The 19,728-nt window shown below is 46.3% G+C and carries 2 protein-coding genes; both read right to left on the minus strand.

Translation table 11 applies throughout. The features are described from left to right. Positions 1-4: 4 nt before the first annotated feature. Positions 5-7,750, minus strand: a complete 7,746-nt coding sequence (locus tag EL84_RS31030) for an SDR family NAD(P)-dependent oxidoreductase (RefSeq protein WP_053061645.1) — start codon at positions 7,748-7,750, stop codon at positions 5-7. Between the two features lie 28 nt (positions 7,751-7,778). Next, complete coding sequence (locus EL84_RS29075; protein WP_047843974.1) at positions 7,779-19,721, minus strand: non-ribosomal peptide synthetase; 11,943 nt, start codon at positions 19,719-19,721, stop codon at positions 7,779-7,781. Positions 19,722-19,728: the final 7 nt, after the last annotated feature.

The following is a 19,728-nucleotide window of genomic DNA, read 5'->3' on the forward strand; positions in this document are numbered from 1 at the left end:
AAGCTCACTCCCCTGGCCGTATTTCATCCAAACGATGAAGAATGTCTTCGACAGATACTTCCCCGTCCTGCAACTTGTCCAGCATATGGCTTAATGAGTCATTCCAATCTCCGTCCTGCTCTTCTGATGCGGATGTTATCGGTGCAGCTTGCAGGATATGTTGCTCATTTCCTGCAATGTAATTGCTGAGTTTGTCTACGGTTGTATATTCAAACAGATCTACCAGTTTGATCTTATTGGGGAAATGCCGATCCAATAACTCATGCATCTGGCCCAACATGATCGAATCTCCCCCTAATTCGAAGAAACTGTCATAAATATTGATTTCACTGAACCCTAGTACCGAACCGAAGATTTTGGCAATCAGATCCTCAGCATCGCTATATGCTCCTTCTCCTGTCCTGCCATCCAGAGTAACTTCTGCATAACCGGTCTGGTTCTGAGTTTCAGGAAACACAGTTTTCTCATCAGTAGCCAAGGATCTCAGGTCATCAGATAGTCTCACAGCAACACTTGACATCATGCCAAGCAATTTGCTTTCACGATTGATCTCGCCGACGATTACCCGATTCAAGTTCATTCCCATCGCACGATCCAGCCATGCAATGCCCTGCTCCGTAGGAATGGCAGAGAATACGCCATCCACATTGATGCCGTAACGAACGCCCATCCCCGTATCTCGCCATGTGTTCCAATTCATAGTTAGGGTTCGTTTCCCGAGCTTGCTTCGATATGCAGCAAACGCATCCAGGTATGCATTGGCAGCAGCATAGTCCCCCTGACCCGGAGCAGCAAACACCGAAGAGATCGTGGAGAAGAGCAGGAAGAAGTCAAGATTATCCTCAAGCGTGACCTGATCAAGCGCCCATGTTCCATGGACTTTGGGACCTATCACCGCTGAGAACTGTTCCTCCGTCTTGCGCATCAGCATGCCTTCACCAGGTACACCGGCACTGTGGACTACGCCACGAATGGGACCGCAGGTATGTCGAAGTTCATCAAATACCTCACGTAGCCTATCCAGATGCCCGATATCCACTTGATAAAAGGAACATGATGTTCCCTTCTTCTCCAAATCCGTGACGCGGTTTATCGTCTCGCACACTTCCCTGTCTCTGTTCTGATCAAGCCATTCAGTCCACTGGTCACGCGGCGGAAAAGGTGAACGGGCAAGCAAAGCAACATGTCCTGCTCCCTTGTCAGCCAAGTACTGGGCAACTTCCAGTCCAATGCCTTTCGTGCCGCCGGTAATCACGTATACACCGTCATTTTGAATTGCTGGCGCATGGCCGATCACCGTCGTATCGTTCAAAGTCTCGAACTGCTCCTCATAACGGGTACCTTCCCGGTAAGCAACAAGATACAAATCAGACTTTCGGCCGATCTCTTGTAACACATCTTCAGCAGAGACAACATCATCAACGTCCAGAAATTTGCAGGATATGCCCATCAATTCCTGACCTACAACTCGTCCCATTCCCATAAAAGGAGCTTGTTGTGGCTGAAGGACACGTTCATTACCTGTCACTTCGTTCACATAATCAGATACCAGCGTAAGGCTCAGCCCGCGTTCATAACCCACATGTGCCAGCGCCTGTGTAAGATACATCAGGCTGCGAGCCCCACGTTGCTGGGTCACCTCTAATTGTTCGATACTCTCGGGAAATACTGCTTGCTCAGTCGTTGACATATGGATAATATGTGTGAATTGATACTCGGATTGAAGATCTGTTAACAAATCCTCATACGCCTCTTTATTTGAATCAACGCCATACCATCCATTACCTGGAGTAGAATCCTTTTGAAGTCCAATTTCTACTCTTACAACCTTCCGACCCGCAGCTAGTAATCTCTCATAGATCGATGCCGAAAGAGCGGTTTTTCCTGTGAACAATAACACATCTCCAGATTCGGAGGACATCCATGATGTCCCATCGTTGGATGGCGTGTTAACCCAACGAATAACATGAAATGGTTGTTCCATACGTTCCACTTTTACAGGGGCGACGTCGGGTATGTCCAGCCAGTGTGTCTTACGCTCGAAAGCATACACCGGGAGCCGCACTTTACGAGTTGCCTGTCCGTCATTCCATAATAATGGTGGCAAATCTGCGCCCGCCGAATACAACTCACTAATTTTGACCTGCATGGATTCGTCCCTGTACAAGCCGTCCCTCCACGCTAATGCCACTTCTTGAATTTCGGTGTTCAAACTTTCCTTCTGAACCAGAGTAAGATCATCTGGACGTCTAATCCCATCCGTACCTGATACCAATCGGTGTTCTCCATAACGATAGAAAATCTTGCCGGTGTCGCCAAGATCAGACTCCCAAAAGTAGAGCCGGTTCAATTCATTCAAACGGGAAACAAGTTCTATTGTTGTATTCACTGCAAAAATTAATCGATGCGGATAATGACTGCGACCAGCCTGGACCGTGTAACAAATATCCTGCAGATCCATTGGTAATAATTGCGGACCATATGCAACGTACCTCGTAACAAGTTGCTGCAAGCTCTCACGTGATTTGGCTGAAAGCATGAACAACTGTGGCCCAACGTGAGGAACATGGTCAGACAGTTCTTTATGGATATAGTCTGCCGGTGGCTCTTCCAACACAATATGGGCATTGGTTCCGCTCATGCCAAACGCACTGACGCCAGCTCGCCGCGGATGGCCTTCAACCTCCCACTTACGAGTAACGGTGTTGACGTATATGGCAGAATCGTAAAACGGGATATTTTCATTGGGTCGATTAAAGTGAATCGTTGCAGGCAATTCCTTGTTTTTAAGTGCCAACGCAGTTTTGATCAACCCGACAATTCCCGCTGCTTCAAGCAGATGACCCATATTGGCTTTGACAGATCCAATCGCACAGAAATTTCGTTTGTCGGTGAACATACGAAATGCATTCGTCAAACTGTTTACTTCAATCGGATCCCCTAAAGGTGTACCCGTCCCGTGAGCTTCCACATAACCAATGGTCGCAGGATCAATGCCAGCATCATCCCATGCCTTGCGAATCACGTCTTCCTGAGCCGCCGGATTTGGTGCTGTCATCCCGGCAGAACTGCCATCCTGATTGGATGCTGATCCCTTAATGACCGCATAGATTTGGTCGCCATCCTGTTTAGCTTTTTCGAGTGGTTTGAGCATGATTACACCGATGCCTTCGCCAAATCCCGTTCCTTCGGATTCCTCATCAAATGCACGCGTGATTCCATCCATGGATTCCATGCCTATTCCCATGCGTGTATTCGTGTGATGAATTGGCATGGTATGGATTTTAATCCCACCAGCTATGGCCATTTCACATTTGCCGCTACGAATCGATTGACATGCAGCATCTACAGCAACGAGGGATGATGAACAGGCTGTATCTACGACCATCGATGGCCCCTTCAAGTCCAGCATATAAGATACTCTTCCAGAGGTAACTGCTGCTGTGTTGCCCACCATAGCGCTGGATAGCAGAGTCGGATTGGTTTCATAAATGAGTCGTGAATACATATCGCGAATATTCGGCGAGTATCCAACAAACACCCCGGTATAACTTCCACTAATGTTTTCTACACAACCGGCATCTTCAACTGCTTCCCAGCATGCCTGCAGGAAAAGACGCTGATGTGGGTCCATCAGGCTTGCTTCCTTGGGAGACAAACGGAAAAAGGTACTATCGAACTTATCAATCTCATCAATATAGGACCCTTCCACAAGAGCAACGCTGCCCTCAGGAAACTGTTTATATCGAATATAGCGATCAATGGCATCCTTTCGTTCTGCAGACAATGCGGTCCTGCAATCCAACCCGTTACGAATATTGTCCCAGAATTCATCAGTATTGTTGGCGTTAGGCAGTTTGACGGAAATACCAATAATGGCTATGTCCTGTTCCGTTCCTTTCATCGGTGTATGATGTGTCATGTTGTTGCTTCCCTGGCGTTTATCTACCAGAAAACGGGCCAGTTTATACACTGTTGCGTGCTCAAACAAATCCGTAATCATAAGCGAACCTGGATCAAGCAGTTCCAATCTGGCATGCATCGTTTTTAACAAGAGTGAATCGGCTCCCAGTTCAAAGAAATTTTCATGGATGTTAATTTCCTCGAAACCCAATACCTGTCTGCAGACATCAGCGACACGTCGTTCCGCTTCGGTGTAATCCTCTTTTTCTTTTCCCGTTAGGATCACCTGACCCGTGCCATGTTGTGAAAGTGATCGGGTAGAAGCCCTTTCTGCTATAGACCTGGTCGTAGACTTCATTCTCTTCAATCGTTCGAGCAAATGTGGAGCAACCCGAATCCCTGAACGTTCGAGTAAACGAATGCCCCCACCATCTATGTTTAATTCCCCGATAATAACGCGGTCTACTTTTCGAGTAACAACGTCTGCGAGAGTATGGATCGCCTGTTGAGGTAAAATGGCCTTAAATATAGTATCCGCCGTAAAACCCGAACGTGCTGCCATTCCCCGCTCCCTCCAGGTCACCCAGTTAATCGCGAGTGTGTGAAGTCCCTGCTTGGTTCGTTGTGCAGCGAACGTATCCAGGTAGGCATTGGCTGCAACATAATCTCCCATAGTCAACGTGCTAAATGTTGTAGCGACAGAAGAACATAACAGCATAAAATCAGGCTGATCTTGTCGGGTAAGTTGATCAAGCAGCCATGTCCCCCTGATCTTGGGAGCCAACGTGCGCTTGACGTCATCTTCACTCTTCTGATCGGTAGACAGATCACTTCCCGTTCCTGCACAATGCACAATTCCACGTATAGAACCAGCCGTTTGTCTGATAACATCCAACGTATGGGTAAGACGCATTTCATCGGATACATCTACGCTAAAATAAGTTACCATTGCTCCGAGACTTTCCATGGCATCTATTTCACGAATAATCTGCTGAACAGCCGCCTGGTCTTTCCCATCCTTACGAAGCAGCGGCCATTGCTCTCTGTTGGGTAATTCAGTCCGTCCCAGTAGGACAATTCTTACCTTTGTCTGACCAGCCATCCATCTCCCAATCTCTGAACCTATCCCCCCTGCTCCACCCGTTATGATGTATACTCCATCTTCAACCAGTTGCCAGTCGCTATTTTCCTGAGTCTCTGTGTTCCATTCATCCAGCTGTTCAACATAACGAATACCATTCCGATAGGCAAAATTCTCGTTGGAGATGCCTATGCCACCAACTAACTCCGGAATAGATTCAAGTGAACTATGTCCATCTCTGTCAATGCACTGACACCGGATATGCGGATATTCCTTTCCTATAACCTTAGCCCAGCCGATCAAGGCAGCGTGCTCAGGATACAGTTCCACTTCTTCCCCCGTCACTTGATAAGCAGTTGTCGTAGCAATTGATATGTCTACAGGGCCAGACACTGCTCTCTGCACCAGAGATTTGACCAGTCTGAACAGACTCAGAGGACCCTCTATTTCCGCCTGAGAAAGATCCGCCAGATTATGCACCTGCATTCTGGGCGTTGAACTCAGTAGATGAATAACACGGGTTATATCATTGAAAGGCAATGCACCAAGCAGATGAACATAAACATCTTCTGAAGAAAGTTGCACTAGACCTGAGAGTCCTTCCATAACGGCAACATCTCCGTCAAATGTCACGGATACCAGCTTTCGTCCCAGATTACGCAAGGTGGTTTCAAGCCTTTCGCCTTCAAGGTCTTTATCTTTTCGCAATATCAGGGTTATCCCATCATCAATTGGCTGCTGCTCCTCATCGGGTATGGATGGTTCCAAAGAATCCGCGATCCAGCGCGTTCTATACATGCTCCGATACATGTCATCTGTCTGGCGTTGATCCATGTCCGATTTCCAGTCCAGCCAGCATATGTTCGGTTCAAACTGGTATGACGGAAGTGGAATCCTGCGCACAGACTTTTCTCTGTACAGATCTTCCCAACTCACATCGGCTCCCTGAACATACAAATCACAAATGGCCTCCAACAGCACTTCCCTCGGATGAACATGAGGTTCAGAAAGCCATACTTGGGCCTTCTGTCCAAGTAGTCTGACCTCCTGCTCCGTGATTTCCCCTGTACTTCGCGTGGACTCCCCTGCACCGGCTGTTATTATCCGATGTATGCCTGTGTGTACTCCGTTTATCTCGAGATCAGGACCACCATTTACGTCTGATACAAGCTTCAATTTTCTTTCCAAATCCTTGCGATCACTGTAAGTGATCGCAAGCCTTTGAGTGTAGTGCCCTCTTCCGGTATTAGCCGAAAATGATAGATCTGCCAGCGAAAGTTCAGGATCTGAAACGAGCAAGGCCTGATACGCTTGCACCAGCTTTGTTAAGCTGGCAGCACTTTTGGCAGAGATCGTTAAAATTTGCATATCCGGGGTCACTGCGGTATCTGGCCTGTGATAACGTGGCGGCTCTTCAACTACAATGTGACTATTGGTTCCACTTAGACCAAACGCGCTGACACCACATCTGCGTGGAGCTCCTTCGGCATGCCATATTCTAGGGCGTGTGTTGAGATAGACTGGAGAATCTTCAAAGTTGATTTTTGAGTTTTGACGCTGAAAATGAAGTGTGGGTGGCATCATGCCTTCACGCATCCCCATAATGACCTTGAAAAGCGAAGCCATGCCAGCTACACAATCCAAGTGGCCCACATTTGTTTTCACTGAACCGATAGCACAGAATTGTTTCTTGTTCGTAAACTTTTGGAACGCTCTGCGAATGGCCTCAAACTCAATGGGATCTCCCATATCTGTTCCTGTACCATGTGTTTCAATATAATTAAGCGTCTCCGGGTTAATCCCCGCATTTTTCCATGCTTTCACCAGCAAATCTGTCTGTGAAGCGGTATTCGGCGCTGTGATGCCTACGGAAGTTCCATCCTGATTCACAGCACTTCCTTTGATGACTGCATAAATATGGTCTCGATCCCTGAGTGCTTTGTTCAAAGGTTTGAGTATAATAGCGGCAGCGCCTTCACCCCAGACCGTCCCATCCGAATCTGCATCAAATGCCTTTACTTTGCCATCTGGCGCTTCCACACCAAGCTTGTTCCCTTCATCGAGGGGAAACAAACGTATCTTTACGCCACCAGCGACAGCCAGATCACAATCCCCGTTTCGAATGGCCTGGGACGCGAGATGGATGGCTACGAGAGAAGATGAACATGCTGTATCAAGACAAAGGCTCGGCCCCTTCAGATCCAGCAAGTAAGAAATCCGGCTAGCCAGAATGGAGGCCAGATTACCTGGAACTGCACTGGGATCTGCCTGAGGTTCCAAGTCAGTGATTAATCTTTTGTAGTCATATACTTCATCGTTTCGAAACCCAACGTACACACCTGTGTTGCTTCCTTTAAGCTTCCCGCCCCCATATCCCGAATTCTCAATGGCATGCCAAGCCGTTTCAAGAAACAACCGCTGATTGGGGTCCATGAGAGAAGCTTCACGGGGAGACAGGTTGAAGAAACGATAATCGAATCGGTCAATATGATTCAAAAACCCTGCTTTGGTATACGTGACCGACTCTCCCCGTGTCTTCATATAATAATCTGTGAAAGATTGTCGTTCTGCGGGAAAATCGCTGATACTGTCCACACCGTTAACCAGATTGCTCCAATATGCCTCGAGTTCCTCTGCACCAGGGAATCTGCCGGACATTCCAATAATGGCAATGTCCTTAGTCGAAACACTTTCGATATCGACCGATTCTGCCCCGGATTCCAGGAGATCATCCAGTTTAATACTTCCCATTAATCCTTTTCTCATTTTGCTCTCCTTTACAGTCGGCTTGAGATCATTCGAGTATCGGGTTCAGTAGTTTAAAGTAGAGTTGCAAGAGTGACTCGACCTTGCTCTTCCGCCATTTCATTGAACGGAATCCACATACAAAGTGCAGGCTGTCCTCCTGATGAACCACTTGTAACGTTAAGTCGTACAGTTCAGACACCGGTACTCCCGAAGCAACTGCACCAGCGTTATAGAACAAAGGTAATGTTCCTGTACCGGGCTCCTGCAAGAGTGTACTAACATGTTTGGTGTGGAAGGTCTCTCTGCCATCTTGACCCTTGGATTGATGGATAAGCTGGAATAATTCATTAAATTGTTCCAACGAGCCGAAGTCCAGATCAAATACTTGAATATAATCGGACTGCCCAATGGCTGCATGCACACTTATCCGATCACGGTTGGAGGCCTGTGCGAGAAGGTACGCAAAGCCGGCAAATAAAATATCATCCACCTCCACGTCCCACCTGCTGGCAGCATTCACCACACGATCATAGAGTTCTGCCGATAAGGCAAACTGCAACTCTTCTGTTTCGTTTGATGTTGAATCTCCTTCCACGAAATAATCCATGGACAAGGGAATGCGGGAGCGGGATACATGGATTACATCCATCTCGTCCAACTGATTCTCGATAAATGCGGTAATATCCGAAATAGTTGGCAAATTAAACATGTCGGTTATCTTCACAATTCCCGGATATTGGTCATCAAGTCTGGCATGTGCTTTGATCATCAGAACAGAATCGCCGCCGATCTCAAAGAAATGCTGATTCACACCAATGTGAGCATTGCCAAGTACTTCGCTCCATATCTGTACCAATAGTTTCTCAATATCATTGGCGGGAGCCTTGTATTGGACCTGAGCTGTGTGTAGAGCTGTTGGTTCAGGTAATGCGTTACGATTGATTTTTCCATTTGCTGTTAGAGGGATGGCTTCCAATCGGATAAAGAATGAAGGCACCATGTACTCCGGCAATCTGGATATCAGAAACTCTCGCAATTCCGCAATGGAAACTTCTTGATCAGAGACATAATAGGCACACAGATATTTTTTCTTTTGCTCGTTCTGCCTGTCCATTACATACACACGCTTCAAGGCGTGGTGCTGAATGAATATGGCTTCAATTTCACCGAGTTCCACGCGATGCCCCCTGATTTTGATCTGGTTGTCCTTTCTGCCCAAAAATTCAATGTATCCCTCTTTGCGCATGACGCCATGGTCTCCCGTTCTATACAACCGACCAAGGAGCGGATGCTGAATGAATGCTTTCTCCGTTTTATCCAAGTCATTCACATATTGATGTGCAAGACCTACTCCGCCGATAAATATCTCACCTGGAACATCAACCGGACATGGACGCAGTTTATAATCGAGCACATGGAATGTTTGATTCGCCAACGGATACCCGTAAGGGATACTTTTCCACGCATCAGATATTGAATTAATAGGGTAATAAATGGACCAAATACTAGCCTCTGTTGCACCACCGAGACTCACAATGCTTGCATCAGGACACAGATTTCTGACTTTTCCCGGTAACGATAGAGGTATCCAGTCACCGCTGAGCAGTATAAGACGAAGACTGCTTTGATGGTTACCCTCGTTTGTAATGCTTACTGCTCTTTCTATATCAGAACTTTGGATATTTAACTTAGCCAGCGGAGCGGTCTGTGCACCCAGGACTGCTACGGAACGTTCCGATAATAGGGATGGGTCAGCAGCCAATGGGTTTTCGCCATAGGATACCGATACGCTTGGACTTTGTCTGATATAATTTCTGCTGCTCCATTCTTCCGTAGAAGCTATATCATCGTCTGGCTTCAATCCTGCTTCCACCGTGTGAAGCCAGATCTGATTTTCATTTAAATTGAATAACGGTTTCACTTTCTCAAAAGGCATATCTCCGATCGAACACATTCCAATGCCCAACATCTCTCCAACACTGTTTAGTGTGGATACCATAATTCCGGTATCAATAAGGGAGTATAAATAACCTTGCGCGCCATATTTCGGCATGGTTGCTTCCGCGTTGTAAATGAAGAAAACAGTAAACGCTGAAGACTGATAAATGGACCTGTTCGTGTAATAGTGCATTTCATCAGTGAATGACTGATTCCCATGAACGAGGCGTACCGTGTAATCCACTGGACTAAAGTAGTACAAGCCCGCCTCCATTCCCGCAACTCTTCCTTCCTTCACATACACAAACACATCTATCGGATATAGCCCTCCCGCAGAAGGATAGTAATACCGAATTTCCTGTCCTTGATCATACTGACCCAGTACTCCCATCAGATCGGAGAACTGTTTCATGGTGACAGGCTGATCCTCCTTAAAGGAACGATGAGAACGTCGCTTGGAGATGAAATCAGGATATTCAACACCACGCTCCAGTGAGACCTCAAGTGTGGTGTTCTCACCGAAATTACGATGCAACTGTATTTTTTTAAATTCCTCGTATGCCTGTGCATCGTATGCCACCTTTTCGTCATACGGATTGCGGAATAACTGCGTCTGCTTCTTGAAAATTTCCGCTGGCTCCATAAGTCCGCTGACCAAAGCACGTTTACGAATGAGCAGTTCCATGAGCGAATTCACTTCACTAACAGGTACATTCGGGAAGAAAGAAGCAATCTCGGATTGACGGATCCCCTTTTGTGCCAGGAAATACAGTTCAGGGAACATACCTTTTGCATATGCAGGGCATTTGAACTCATCCACGTAGATATGCTTTCCATCCATTCGCCACAGCGTGGAGAATGACCAATGGTACACCGATTCTACTGACTCTTTCTCCACAGCCAGTTGGGTTGACGCCTGAATCTCTTCATCACTTGCCCAACGGTAGCTTCGTCCAGCATCGGATTCCAGTCGATCCATGAACATATCCATAATCGCTGGAACCGAATTCCAGATTGTAACCTGATGGCGATCAACGGCCTCTTTCATCATTCGGATATCTCTTTGGTCGGATACAATTACGAGAGCTGCACCCGAGGAAAGCGCACCGAACACGTCATATACGGATAAATCGAAACACATGGAAGATACGCCAAGCATGCGATCCTTCTCATGAACACCGAACTTTCTGTTCATATCCTGAATCGTATTCGTTACAGCCCCATGAGTAATGGCAACACCCTTCGGTCTACCCGTACTTCCTGAGGTATAGATTACATATGCAATATCATCAGGTGTTCCAGATGGCTCACCTTCGAGTAGAGGATAACCTGAAGCCGAGACCTGATCATAGGCATCCACGTCCAATACAATTTGGCAATCACTATTCTTAAGCATGTAAGCTTGCCGATCTTCAGGATAATCCGGATCAAGTGGTACATATGCCGCACCAGTGCGAAGTATAGCCATTACATTTACAATGGTCTCCATACGGCGCCTTGCTACAACGCCAACTCGATCCCCTCGCCCGATCTCCTGTTCAAGTAAATATCCTGCCAGTTGACCAGATCTTCGGTCCAGCTCCGAATACGTCATCCGCTCATCCTCAAACAACAATGCATCCTGATCTGGATAATGTTTGGCCATACGATCAAACAAATGTTGCAATGTTGTTGGCATGATATTTTCTTCTGATTGGTTATACCTTTCCAAAATGCTGCGATCGACTGAAGGAATGTCAGGCCCCGTAATCGTTTCTCCTACAATTAGGCCATCCAGCAGTGCAATATATTGCGCAAACATCGTTTCGACCACCTGTTGGTCAAACAAGTCATCCACGTAATCCCAGGTTAGCGTTAGCTGCCCTCCCGCATCCGAAGCCTGATGATCCAGATATACCTGCGATGTTTGGCTGACCCCAGTTCGAACCTTTCCAATCAGTCCCTGAGTTGCTTCAGATGTCTCACGTTCATTAAAGATCATACTTGTGAAGACAATTGGCATTACGGTCTTGTTCCCCATTTGATGATGCTTGGAGAGATCACGTATGAATTCGATGCCTTCATAATGCCTGTGCTCCAGCGCCTCCAGTATACTGTCCTGAACATGACGCACATGACCCATAAAATCATTCCCCGAAGCCATATCCACATCAATTAAAATCATGGAAGTAAAGTCCCCAATGATATCCTGTATGCTTGGGTGGAATGGATAACGATTGAAGACTGTCAGATTCAGTGCAATCTTCTGTTGATTGCTCCAGTACGATAAGATCTGGGCATAGGCTGCACAGAGAAGCGCTGAAGGTGTTAGCCCATGTCCATTAGCAATCTTTTTCAATATCTCCCAACGCTGTGGTTCAAACACTTCATTAAGTCGCTTGAATTTTGGTTCGCTGATCTGTGCAGGATCTGTCTTCAATGGGAGTGCAGGTGCTGCTGGGAACTCCTCTACTCGGGCAAGCCAGTATTGTTTGTCAGCCAGGTACGTATTCGATTTACGGAATTCATTGTAAGCAAGAATATAATCGCGGAATGTAAATGGATTAGGCTCCGGATCAATCTCGGGATGATGATAGAATTTCAGTAGATCATTATTGAAGATCTGTATGCTTGCCCCATCAGCAATGAGCAGATCATATCCAAACAACAGCAGATGTGTATTTTCAGATATTTTTTTCGCACGTATCTCAAATAATGGCCATTGCTCCAATTCAAAAATATGATGAGACATGCGTTCTCTTTCGGCTATGATCACCCGTTCCATCTCGTCAGGACTCAAACCACTGATATCTTCAATATCCATCCGGTATACCGGTACATGTGGCAGGATTCGTTGCTCTCCGGTAGGCAGGATAATTGCCCGCAACATAGGATGATGTTCAATCAGCTTGATTAGTGCTTCATTGAAGCGCGTCATCTCCAGTTGAGTTTCGAATTCGAGGTACCCGTGTGTCGAAGTGCCTCCCATTTCAAAAGCCTGACTTCTTCCTGCGACATAAGCCATCTGTACCTCGGTCAGCGGGAATGGTCGGCCTTCAGGATCAGGGCATGGATCATACTGCGGATAATGAATTGTTCCCACTGACTCTTCATTTTCCACAGAGCTCTTAAGCAAAGCCGCCAGTTCATAAATATCTCTCAGGGCCATAAATTCCTTGAAGCTGAGACGTTGATTGAATTCCTGCCCAATCCGATTCACCAGCTGCACCATTAGAATTGAATTGATCCCCATCTGGAAAAAGCTGTCGTGAGTTCCTATTCCATTCATACCAAATACGGATTCACAGAGTCCAATCAGCTTCTGCTCCGTTGGGCTTTCTGTTCCTGCAAGTGCACTGGACTGTTGTCCAAAAGTTGGTTCCGGTAACGCTTTCCGATCAATCTTTCCATTGGGTGTAAGTGGAAATTCAGGCAACTGGATTAAATGCTGAGGAACCATGTAATCCGGAAGTGCTTTTGCCAAAAGACGCTTCATCTCCAATTCGTCATAGCTGCGCTCCGCTGAGTAATAGGCTACCAGTACCTTGGTCCCTTGCATGTCCACTTTATCTATAACGACAGCCTGCTTCACGCTAGGAACTGTAGATAATCGGCTTTCAATTTCTCCAAGTTCAACCCGATACCCCCTGATTTTCACTTGGGAATCCCGTCTGCCAAGGAATTCAATGTACCCTTCTCTTCGCAAGACTCCAAAATCACCTGTGCGGTATAAACGTCCCAATTCCGGATGATTAAAAAATGCATTGTCGGTCCTCACCGGATCATTAAAGTATCCTTGAGCCAATCCTGCTCCACCGATACAGAGCTCACCAATGACATCGACTGGACTCAGGCAACCCGTGTAGTCAAGCGTATAGAATGTCTGATTCGCAAGTGGTCTTCCATACGGGATGCTCTTCCAATCAGACTTGACAGTATCAATGGGATAATAGATAGACCAAATGGATGCCTCTGTCGCACCTCCCAAGCTGATAACCTGTGCCGAAGGAAAACGCCCATGTACTTGCTCTGGCAATTTCTTTGGTATCCAGTCCCCACTGAGCAGGATGAGTCTTAATTGTTCATTGGTTTGATCGGTTACGTAATCTGCCATCAGTTGCATAATGGCTGGAACTGAATTCCAGATGGTTACTTTATGCTGTTGTATCGCGTCGTACATGTCATGAATATCACGCTGGTCAGCAATGATCACAAGTGCTGCACCCGTCGCAAGTGCACCGAAAATATCATAGACTGACAGATCAAAGCACATTGAAGAGATACCAAGCATCCGATCTTGATCCGTCACTTCAAACTTCATATTGATATCCCGAATGGTATTCATTGCCGGGCCATGGGCAGTAGCTGCCCCTTTTGGAGTTCCCGTGCTGCCAGACGTGTAAATAATGTAGGCAAGATCGTCAGGTGCTGCGTTATTTTCCAGTGGCTCCACCGGCAATTCAGCCAGTCCCTCAAACGTATAAAGTTCGGGTAATAACAGCATTTTGCAGTTACTATTTTGTAAAATGTATTGCTGACGATCTTCAGGATAATCGGGATCAACAGGCACGTATACCGCTCCTGCTTTGAGAATGCCGATGGTATTCACAATTGTCTCCATACCACGTTTGGCTAACAACCCCACCCGGTCTCCCCGTGTTATTCCTTGTTGCGTCAAGTAATGAGCGAGCTGATTGGAGAGTTCATCCAGCTGTTGGTAAGTCATTTGCTGATTACCGTAAATCAATGCTGTCTGATAAGGAGTCTTGGTCGCCTGCTCCATAAAAGACCCATGCAGTGTAGATATAGGAAATGATTGTGCTGTTGCATTAAATGCATTCCAGATGGCCTTATCCTGTTCAGGCAAACCTGGTAAAAACTCGATATTCTCTTGCTCACACAGATGAGTAATTATCGCTGTATAATCATCGAACATGGCGGAAAGTGTATCGTAATGAAAAAGATCCTGAATATAGTCCCAGTTAATGGTCAGTCTCCCGTCAGTCTCCATTACCTGATTATCAAGGTAGACTTGGGAGGTCTGACTGATACCCATTTTCAAATCTCCGATATGCTGCCAGCTTCCAATGGCATCCACAAATAATGTGCTGGTATATACAATCGGCATAATGGCGGAAGTACCTGCTTCTCGATGACGGGCCAGTTCTCGAATGAACTCCACGCCGTCATAATGTCGATGTTCCAACATATTGAGCATGCCACTCTGCACGTCTCTTGCTTGTTCCCAAAAAGGTTTGTTTTTTTGTTCGTTAATTTCGAGCAACATGATGGATGTAAAATCACCGATAATTTGATCGGTTTCTTCATGAAATGGAAAGCGGTTGAACGCCGCCAGATTGATGGCAAGTCGATCCTGATTGCTCCAACGGGCCAAAACTCGAGCAAAGGCAGTACACAGAAGCGCGGAAGGTGTTACATTTTTTTGCTGCGCCTTATGCTTTAATTGCTCCCACGGATCTTGTTCCAATACCCAGCTTAGCCGTGAAAATTGCGGTTTCTTGATATGTCTGGGCTCCTGCTTCAGCGGAAGTGCTGGAGCGGAAGGGAATGTGTCCAACTGATCCATCCAGTACTTCTTGTCACGTGCGTACATCTCACTCTTTTTCAGTTCTCTGTATGCCATCATATAATCCTTGAACGAAAACTTGAGTACAGGAAGTTCCTTTTCCGGCTCACGGCAATAATGCACCAGGTCCTCTCCAAGAATCTGGATACTCGCACTATCACAGATCAGCAGATCATAACCGAATAACAGGTAATGCCGTGTATCATCTATTTTAAAAGCTTTGAATTCAAACAGCGGCCATTGGCTCGGCTCAAACACATGATGGGACATTCGATCCCGTTCCACCTCAATGTGTTTCCACTTTTCCTGCTCATTCAGATGGCACACGTCAACGATTTCCAGTTTATAGTCTGGTACCTGTGGCAATATTCGTTGCATGCCCTCAGGCAATATGACTGCTCGCAGCATTGGATGGCGCTGAATCACTTTTTGCAATGCAGTTTGGAAATGCGTCATGTTCAATTTGGTTTCCAATTCCAGATAATAGTGAGTGGATGTTCCCCCCATTTCAAACCGCTCGTCTCGACCTAACAGATAAGCCATCTGTACTTCTGTCAAAGGGAAGTCCTCATACAGGGTCGCCGGTTCCGGCTCTTGCTGGGGATACTCGGATATCGCTCCAGTTTCCTTGAGTGCACCAATCAGATGAATTGCAAGCTTTGCCAGATTCATACCTTCAAAGAACGTGTGGTAGTTTAGGTGAACATGGTAGCGTACCCGTATCTCAGTAATAATGCGCATCATTGATATTGAATCAACGCCGAGTTCAAACAAGTTGTCGTATACATCTAACCCGGTAAACCCGAGAACATGTCCCACCAGTTGGGCAAGTTCCTTCTCCGTAGTTGTATATATACCGTTATCTCGTCCGTGCAGTTCAACCTTCTGCTCATATTCAGTTCTCGTCAGCTGGTTGTTATGATAATTCAAATGATTACGTTCCTGTTGAATTCGAGCTGTCATGGCTTCCGAAAATTGGATAACTCTTGACGACTCTAACAACGGTAGGAGTTCACTCGCATAATTGGGCTCACCGATCAACACTCGGCGTATACGACGGCTCAATACCATGTCAAAAGCACTGATCGCTTGATGAGTCGCTAACGTCTTGAATGCTGTATCCACATTCAGACCAAATCTGGCAGCCATTCCGGTTTCCTTCCAGGCAGGCCAGTTAATGGTTAGCGTTCGGCCCGACCCATTTGCACGGTAAGACGCAAAGCTATCCAGAAAACAGTTTGCAGCAACATAATCGCTCTGCCCCGGTTCGCCTAACATGGATATGCCAGAAGAAAACATAACGAAGAAATCGAGCGGTTCCTGCGCTGTTACTTGATTCAGAACCCAGGTTCCCTGAACCTTCGGTCTCAGAACCTCTTGGAATGCAGTCTCTTCCTTACGGATAATCAAGCCGTCATTGGCAACACCAGCGCTATTAATTACCCCATGGATTTGCCCATATTTTGTCCTTAACCCCTGCACAACCTGAGTCATCTGCTCCAGATCGGAGATGTCTGCACTGATTAATTCAACACTTGATCCTCCGGCTTCAAGCTCCATAATGGTTTTCATTCGTTCAATCATTTCCATGGATATTATCTTTGGATCTTCTTCTTGAATAAGCTTGTCCCACACAGTGCGATCAGGCATCGCCGTACGACTGATTAGTGCCAGACGAATGCTGCGTTCATCAGCCAGATGCTTCGCGAACTGCAAGCCAATTCCGCCTGTTCCACCAGCAATAAGATATAAACCGTTCTCACGAATAGTCACTTCCTCATGACTGGCTTCCAGAATGTTAGCAATATCCAATTCTTCAACGTATGACTGATTATGGCGATACGCCACTTGGAAACGGTCATGGGAGCTATTCAATTCTGCATAGATCGTATCCGCATCGGTATCTGAATCCACATCAATGAATCGGCAGGATATTTCCGGATACTCCTGTTCAATGACTTTTGCGAATCCGTTAAGCGTTGCATTTTCCGGTCGTACCTGACTTTCATACCCCGTAACTGCATTCGCTAGGGAGGATATGAATTGAAGCTGAAGTCCCTCTGTCACATGATGATGTAGAATCGCACGGGTCAAGTAGAATGCACTCTGAATTCCACGGTCCTGGCTTAACTTCAATTGTTCCTCGCTTTGTAAATAATCATCTGAATCATTCTCTGCCAGAGTAAACCCGTGAATAATGCGGGTTAGCCCCTGACCCTTCATATCATCCAATAACTGAATGTAATCACTTTCATCACCACGAATCACATAGTGCGAATCATCATACTTCTCATAACGATCCCCCCAGGCTACCTGAATGACTCGTGCTTCGAGCTCACGCTCCAATCGGACCGTCAAGGCAGCACTGACTTGATCGTTTCCGCGGAAGAGAAGTACGGCGCCTTTCATTTTTGAGACGACAGAATCTCGAGATACGGGCGTGTATCGTTGCCATACAGCTTGATAAAACATGCCCTCTGCCTGTACCTTTTCCGATCTTCTGTTACGTTTTGGAATGTCGATCCAACATCTGTGCGTCTGAAATGCGTAAGATGGCAAACTGACCTTGAATACATTCTGATTCGCATAGAGCGCTTCCCAGTCAGCATCGCCCCCAGAGACATAGAATGAAGCAGCCTGATGTAACGCATTGATGTCTTGCTGCCCACTGTTCATGAATTTTCCAAGAGCTTGTCCCAGCGATACGCTCATCTCATGCCTGGATGAGAGCGACATTCTGAATTCCTGATCCGCTGCCTCCTCATCTTGAACCAGCTTGTGAAAACCGGTATAGATGTGCGAACCATGTGAAGTACCAAATAGCTGTTTTGAACGCTCCAACTGAGTAAGTTTCTGATGCAAATCGATGTTGCTGTTCATTATGATTGCTACCCGATATGGAAATTTTCCTCTTCCCGTGTTGGCGGTATAACATATATCTTGTAATGTTGGCAGTTCATTTTTTTCAAGAAAATAGATATACTTACTGATCATCTGACGTAGCGATTCCTCAGACTTGGCGGACAACGTCAGAATGGATGGACCTGTTACAGAAGTGTTCGCTTGATTCGCTGCAGTTGCCCGATCAGGTGCTTCCTCAAGCACGAGATGACAATTGGTTCCCCCAATGCCAAAAGAGCTGATACCACACCGTCTTGGAGTTGTTCCATCCGTGTTCCACTCTCGTAGTGTAGTATTTACGTAAACGGGTGATCCACTGAAGTCAATCGCTCTGTTTGGCTTTTCAAAGTTCAAAGTTGGAGGGAGTTTTTTATTTTTCAGCGCCAGAATTGCTTTAATTAAGCCAGCAGTTCCAGCTGCTTCGTACAGATGACCGATATTGGTTTTAACCGAACCGATCGCACAAAATTGTTTCTTGGAAGTATATTTCTTAAACGCGTTCTGAATTCCCTTAATCTCAATGGGATCTCCCAATTCTGTCCCCGTACCATGCGGTTCGAAGTACGAGATCGTTTCGGGATCAATGTTACCGTCCTCCCACGCTTTTACAATCAACTCAGCCTGAGTGGATGGGTTTGGTACAGTTAATCCGCCAGAACTTCCATCCTGATTGACGGCCAAACCTTTAATTACCGCGTAGATCTGATCCCCATCACGCATTGCAGCGTCTAGTGGTTTCAGCAATAAAGCAGTGACTCCTTCGCCCATTCCCGCCCCATTTGCAGAATCATCAAATGTTTTGGTCCGGTAGTCTGGAGATTCCATCCCGATTTTCTCATTCTGATTCTCGCGTGTCATGAGATGAAGTTTCACACCGCCCGCGATTGCCATATCACATTCCTTGTTCCGGATAGCCTGGCATGCCATGGCGACAGCTACGAGCGAAGAGGAACACGCTGTATCAACAACAATACTGGGTCCCTTCAGATTCAGAAGATACGAGATTCGATTGGATAATATGGAAGCCAAATTTCCAACGATGGACAGTGCACTTGTCTGCATCGTTTCGGTAATATATCGCATATACATATCTTTGATATTGTTGGAAAAGCCTACATAGACACCTGTATTGGTGCCCGATAATTTATCGTTACCGTATCCTGCATCCTCCATGGCATCCCATGCCGTCTCCATAAACAAACGCTGATTAACATCCGTTAAACTGGCTTCTTTGGGAGGCAAACGAAAGAATTCATGGTCGAATTGGTCAATATTGTCCAGGTACGCCGCTTCGTAATATTGAATATCTCCCTCAGGAATATCCATATAAGAGAGAATAGCGTCCATATCCGATTTTCGTGTCTTGGGAATGGGACGTATGCAATCTACACCACTCTGGATATTATCCCAGTAGTCATCCAGTGTTTCCATATTGGGCAACTTGGCTGAAATACCGATGATGGCGATATCCTTGATGGGTTTCTTTTCCCCTTCTTTTAGCATTTTCACGATCTGAGCCGCCGTTGTTTTGTTCATCTTCTGGTCCTTGACACTCTCTACCAGGAGCTTCAGAATTTTCTCCACGCTTCAC

Origin of the sequence: Paenibacillus sp. VT-400, assembly GCF_001029205.1 — a bacterium.
Classification (GTDB): domain Bacteria; phylum Bacillota; class Bacilli; order Paenibacillales; family Paenibacillaceae; genus Paenibacillus; species Paenibacillus amylolyticus.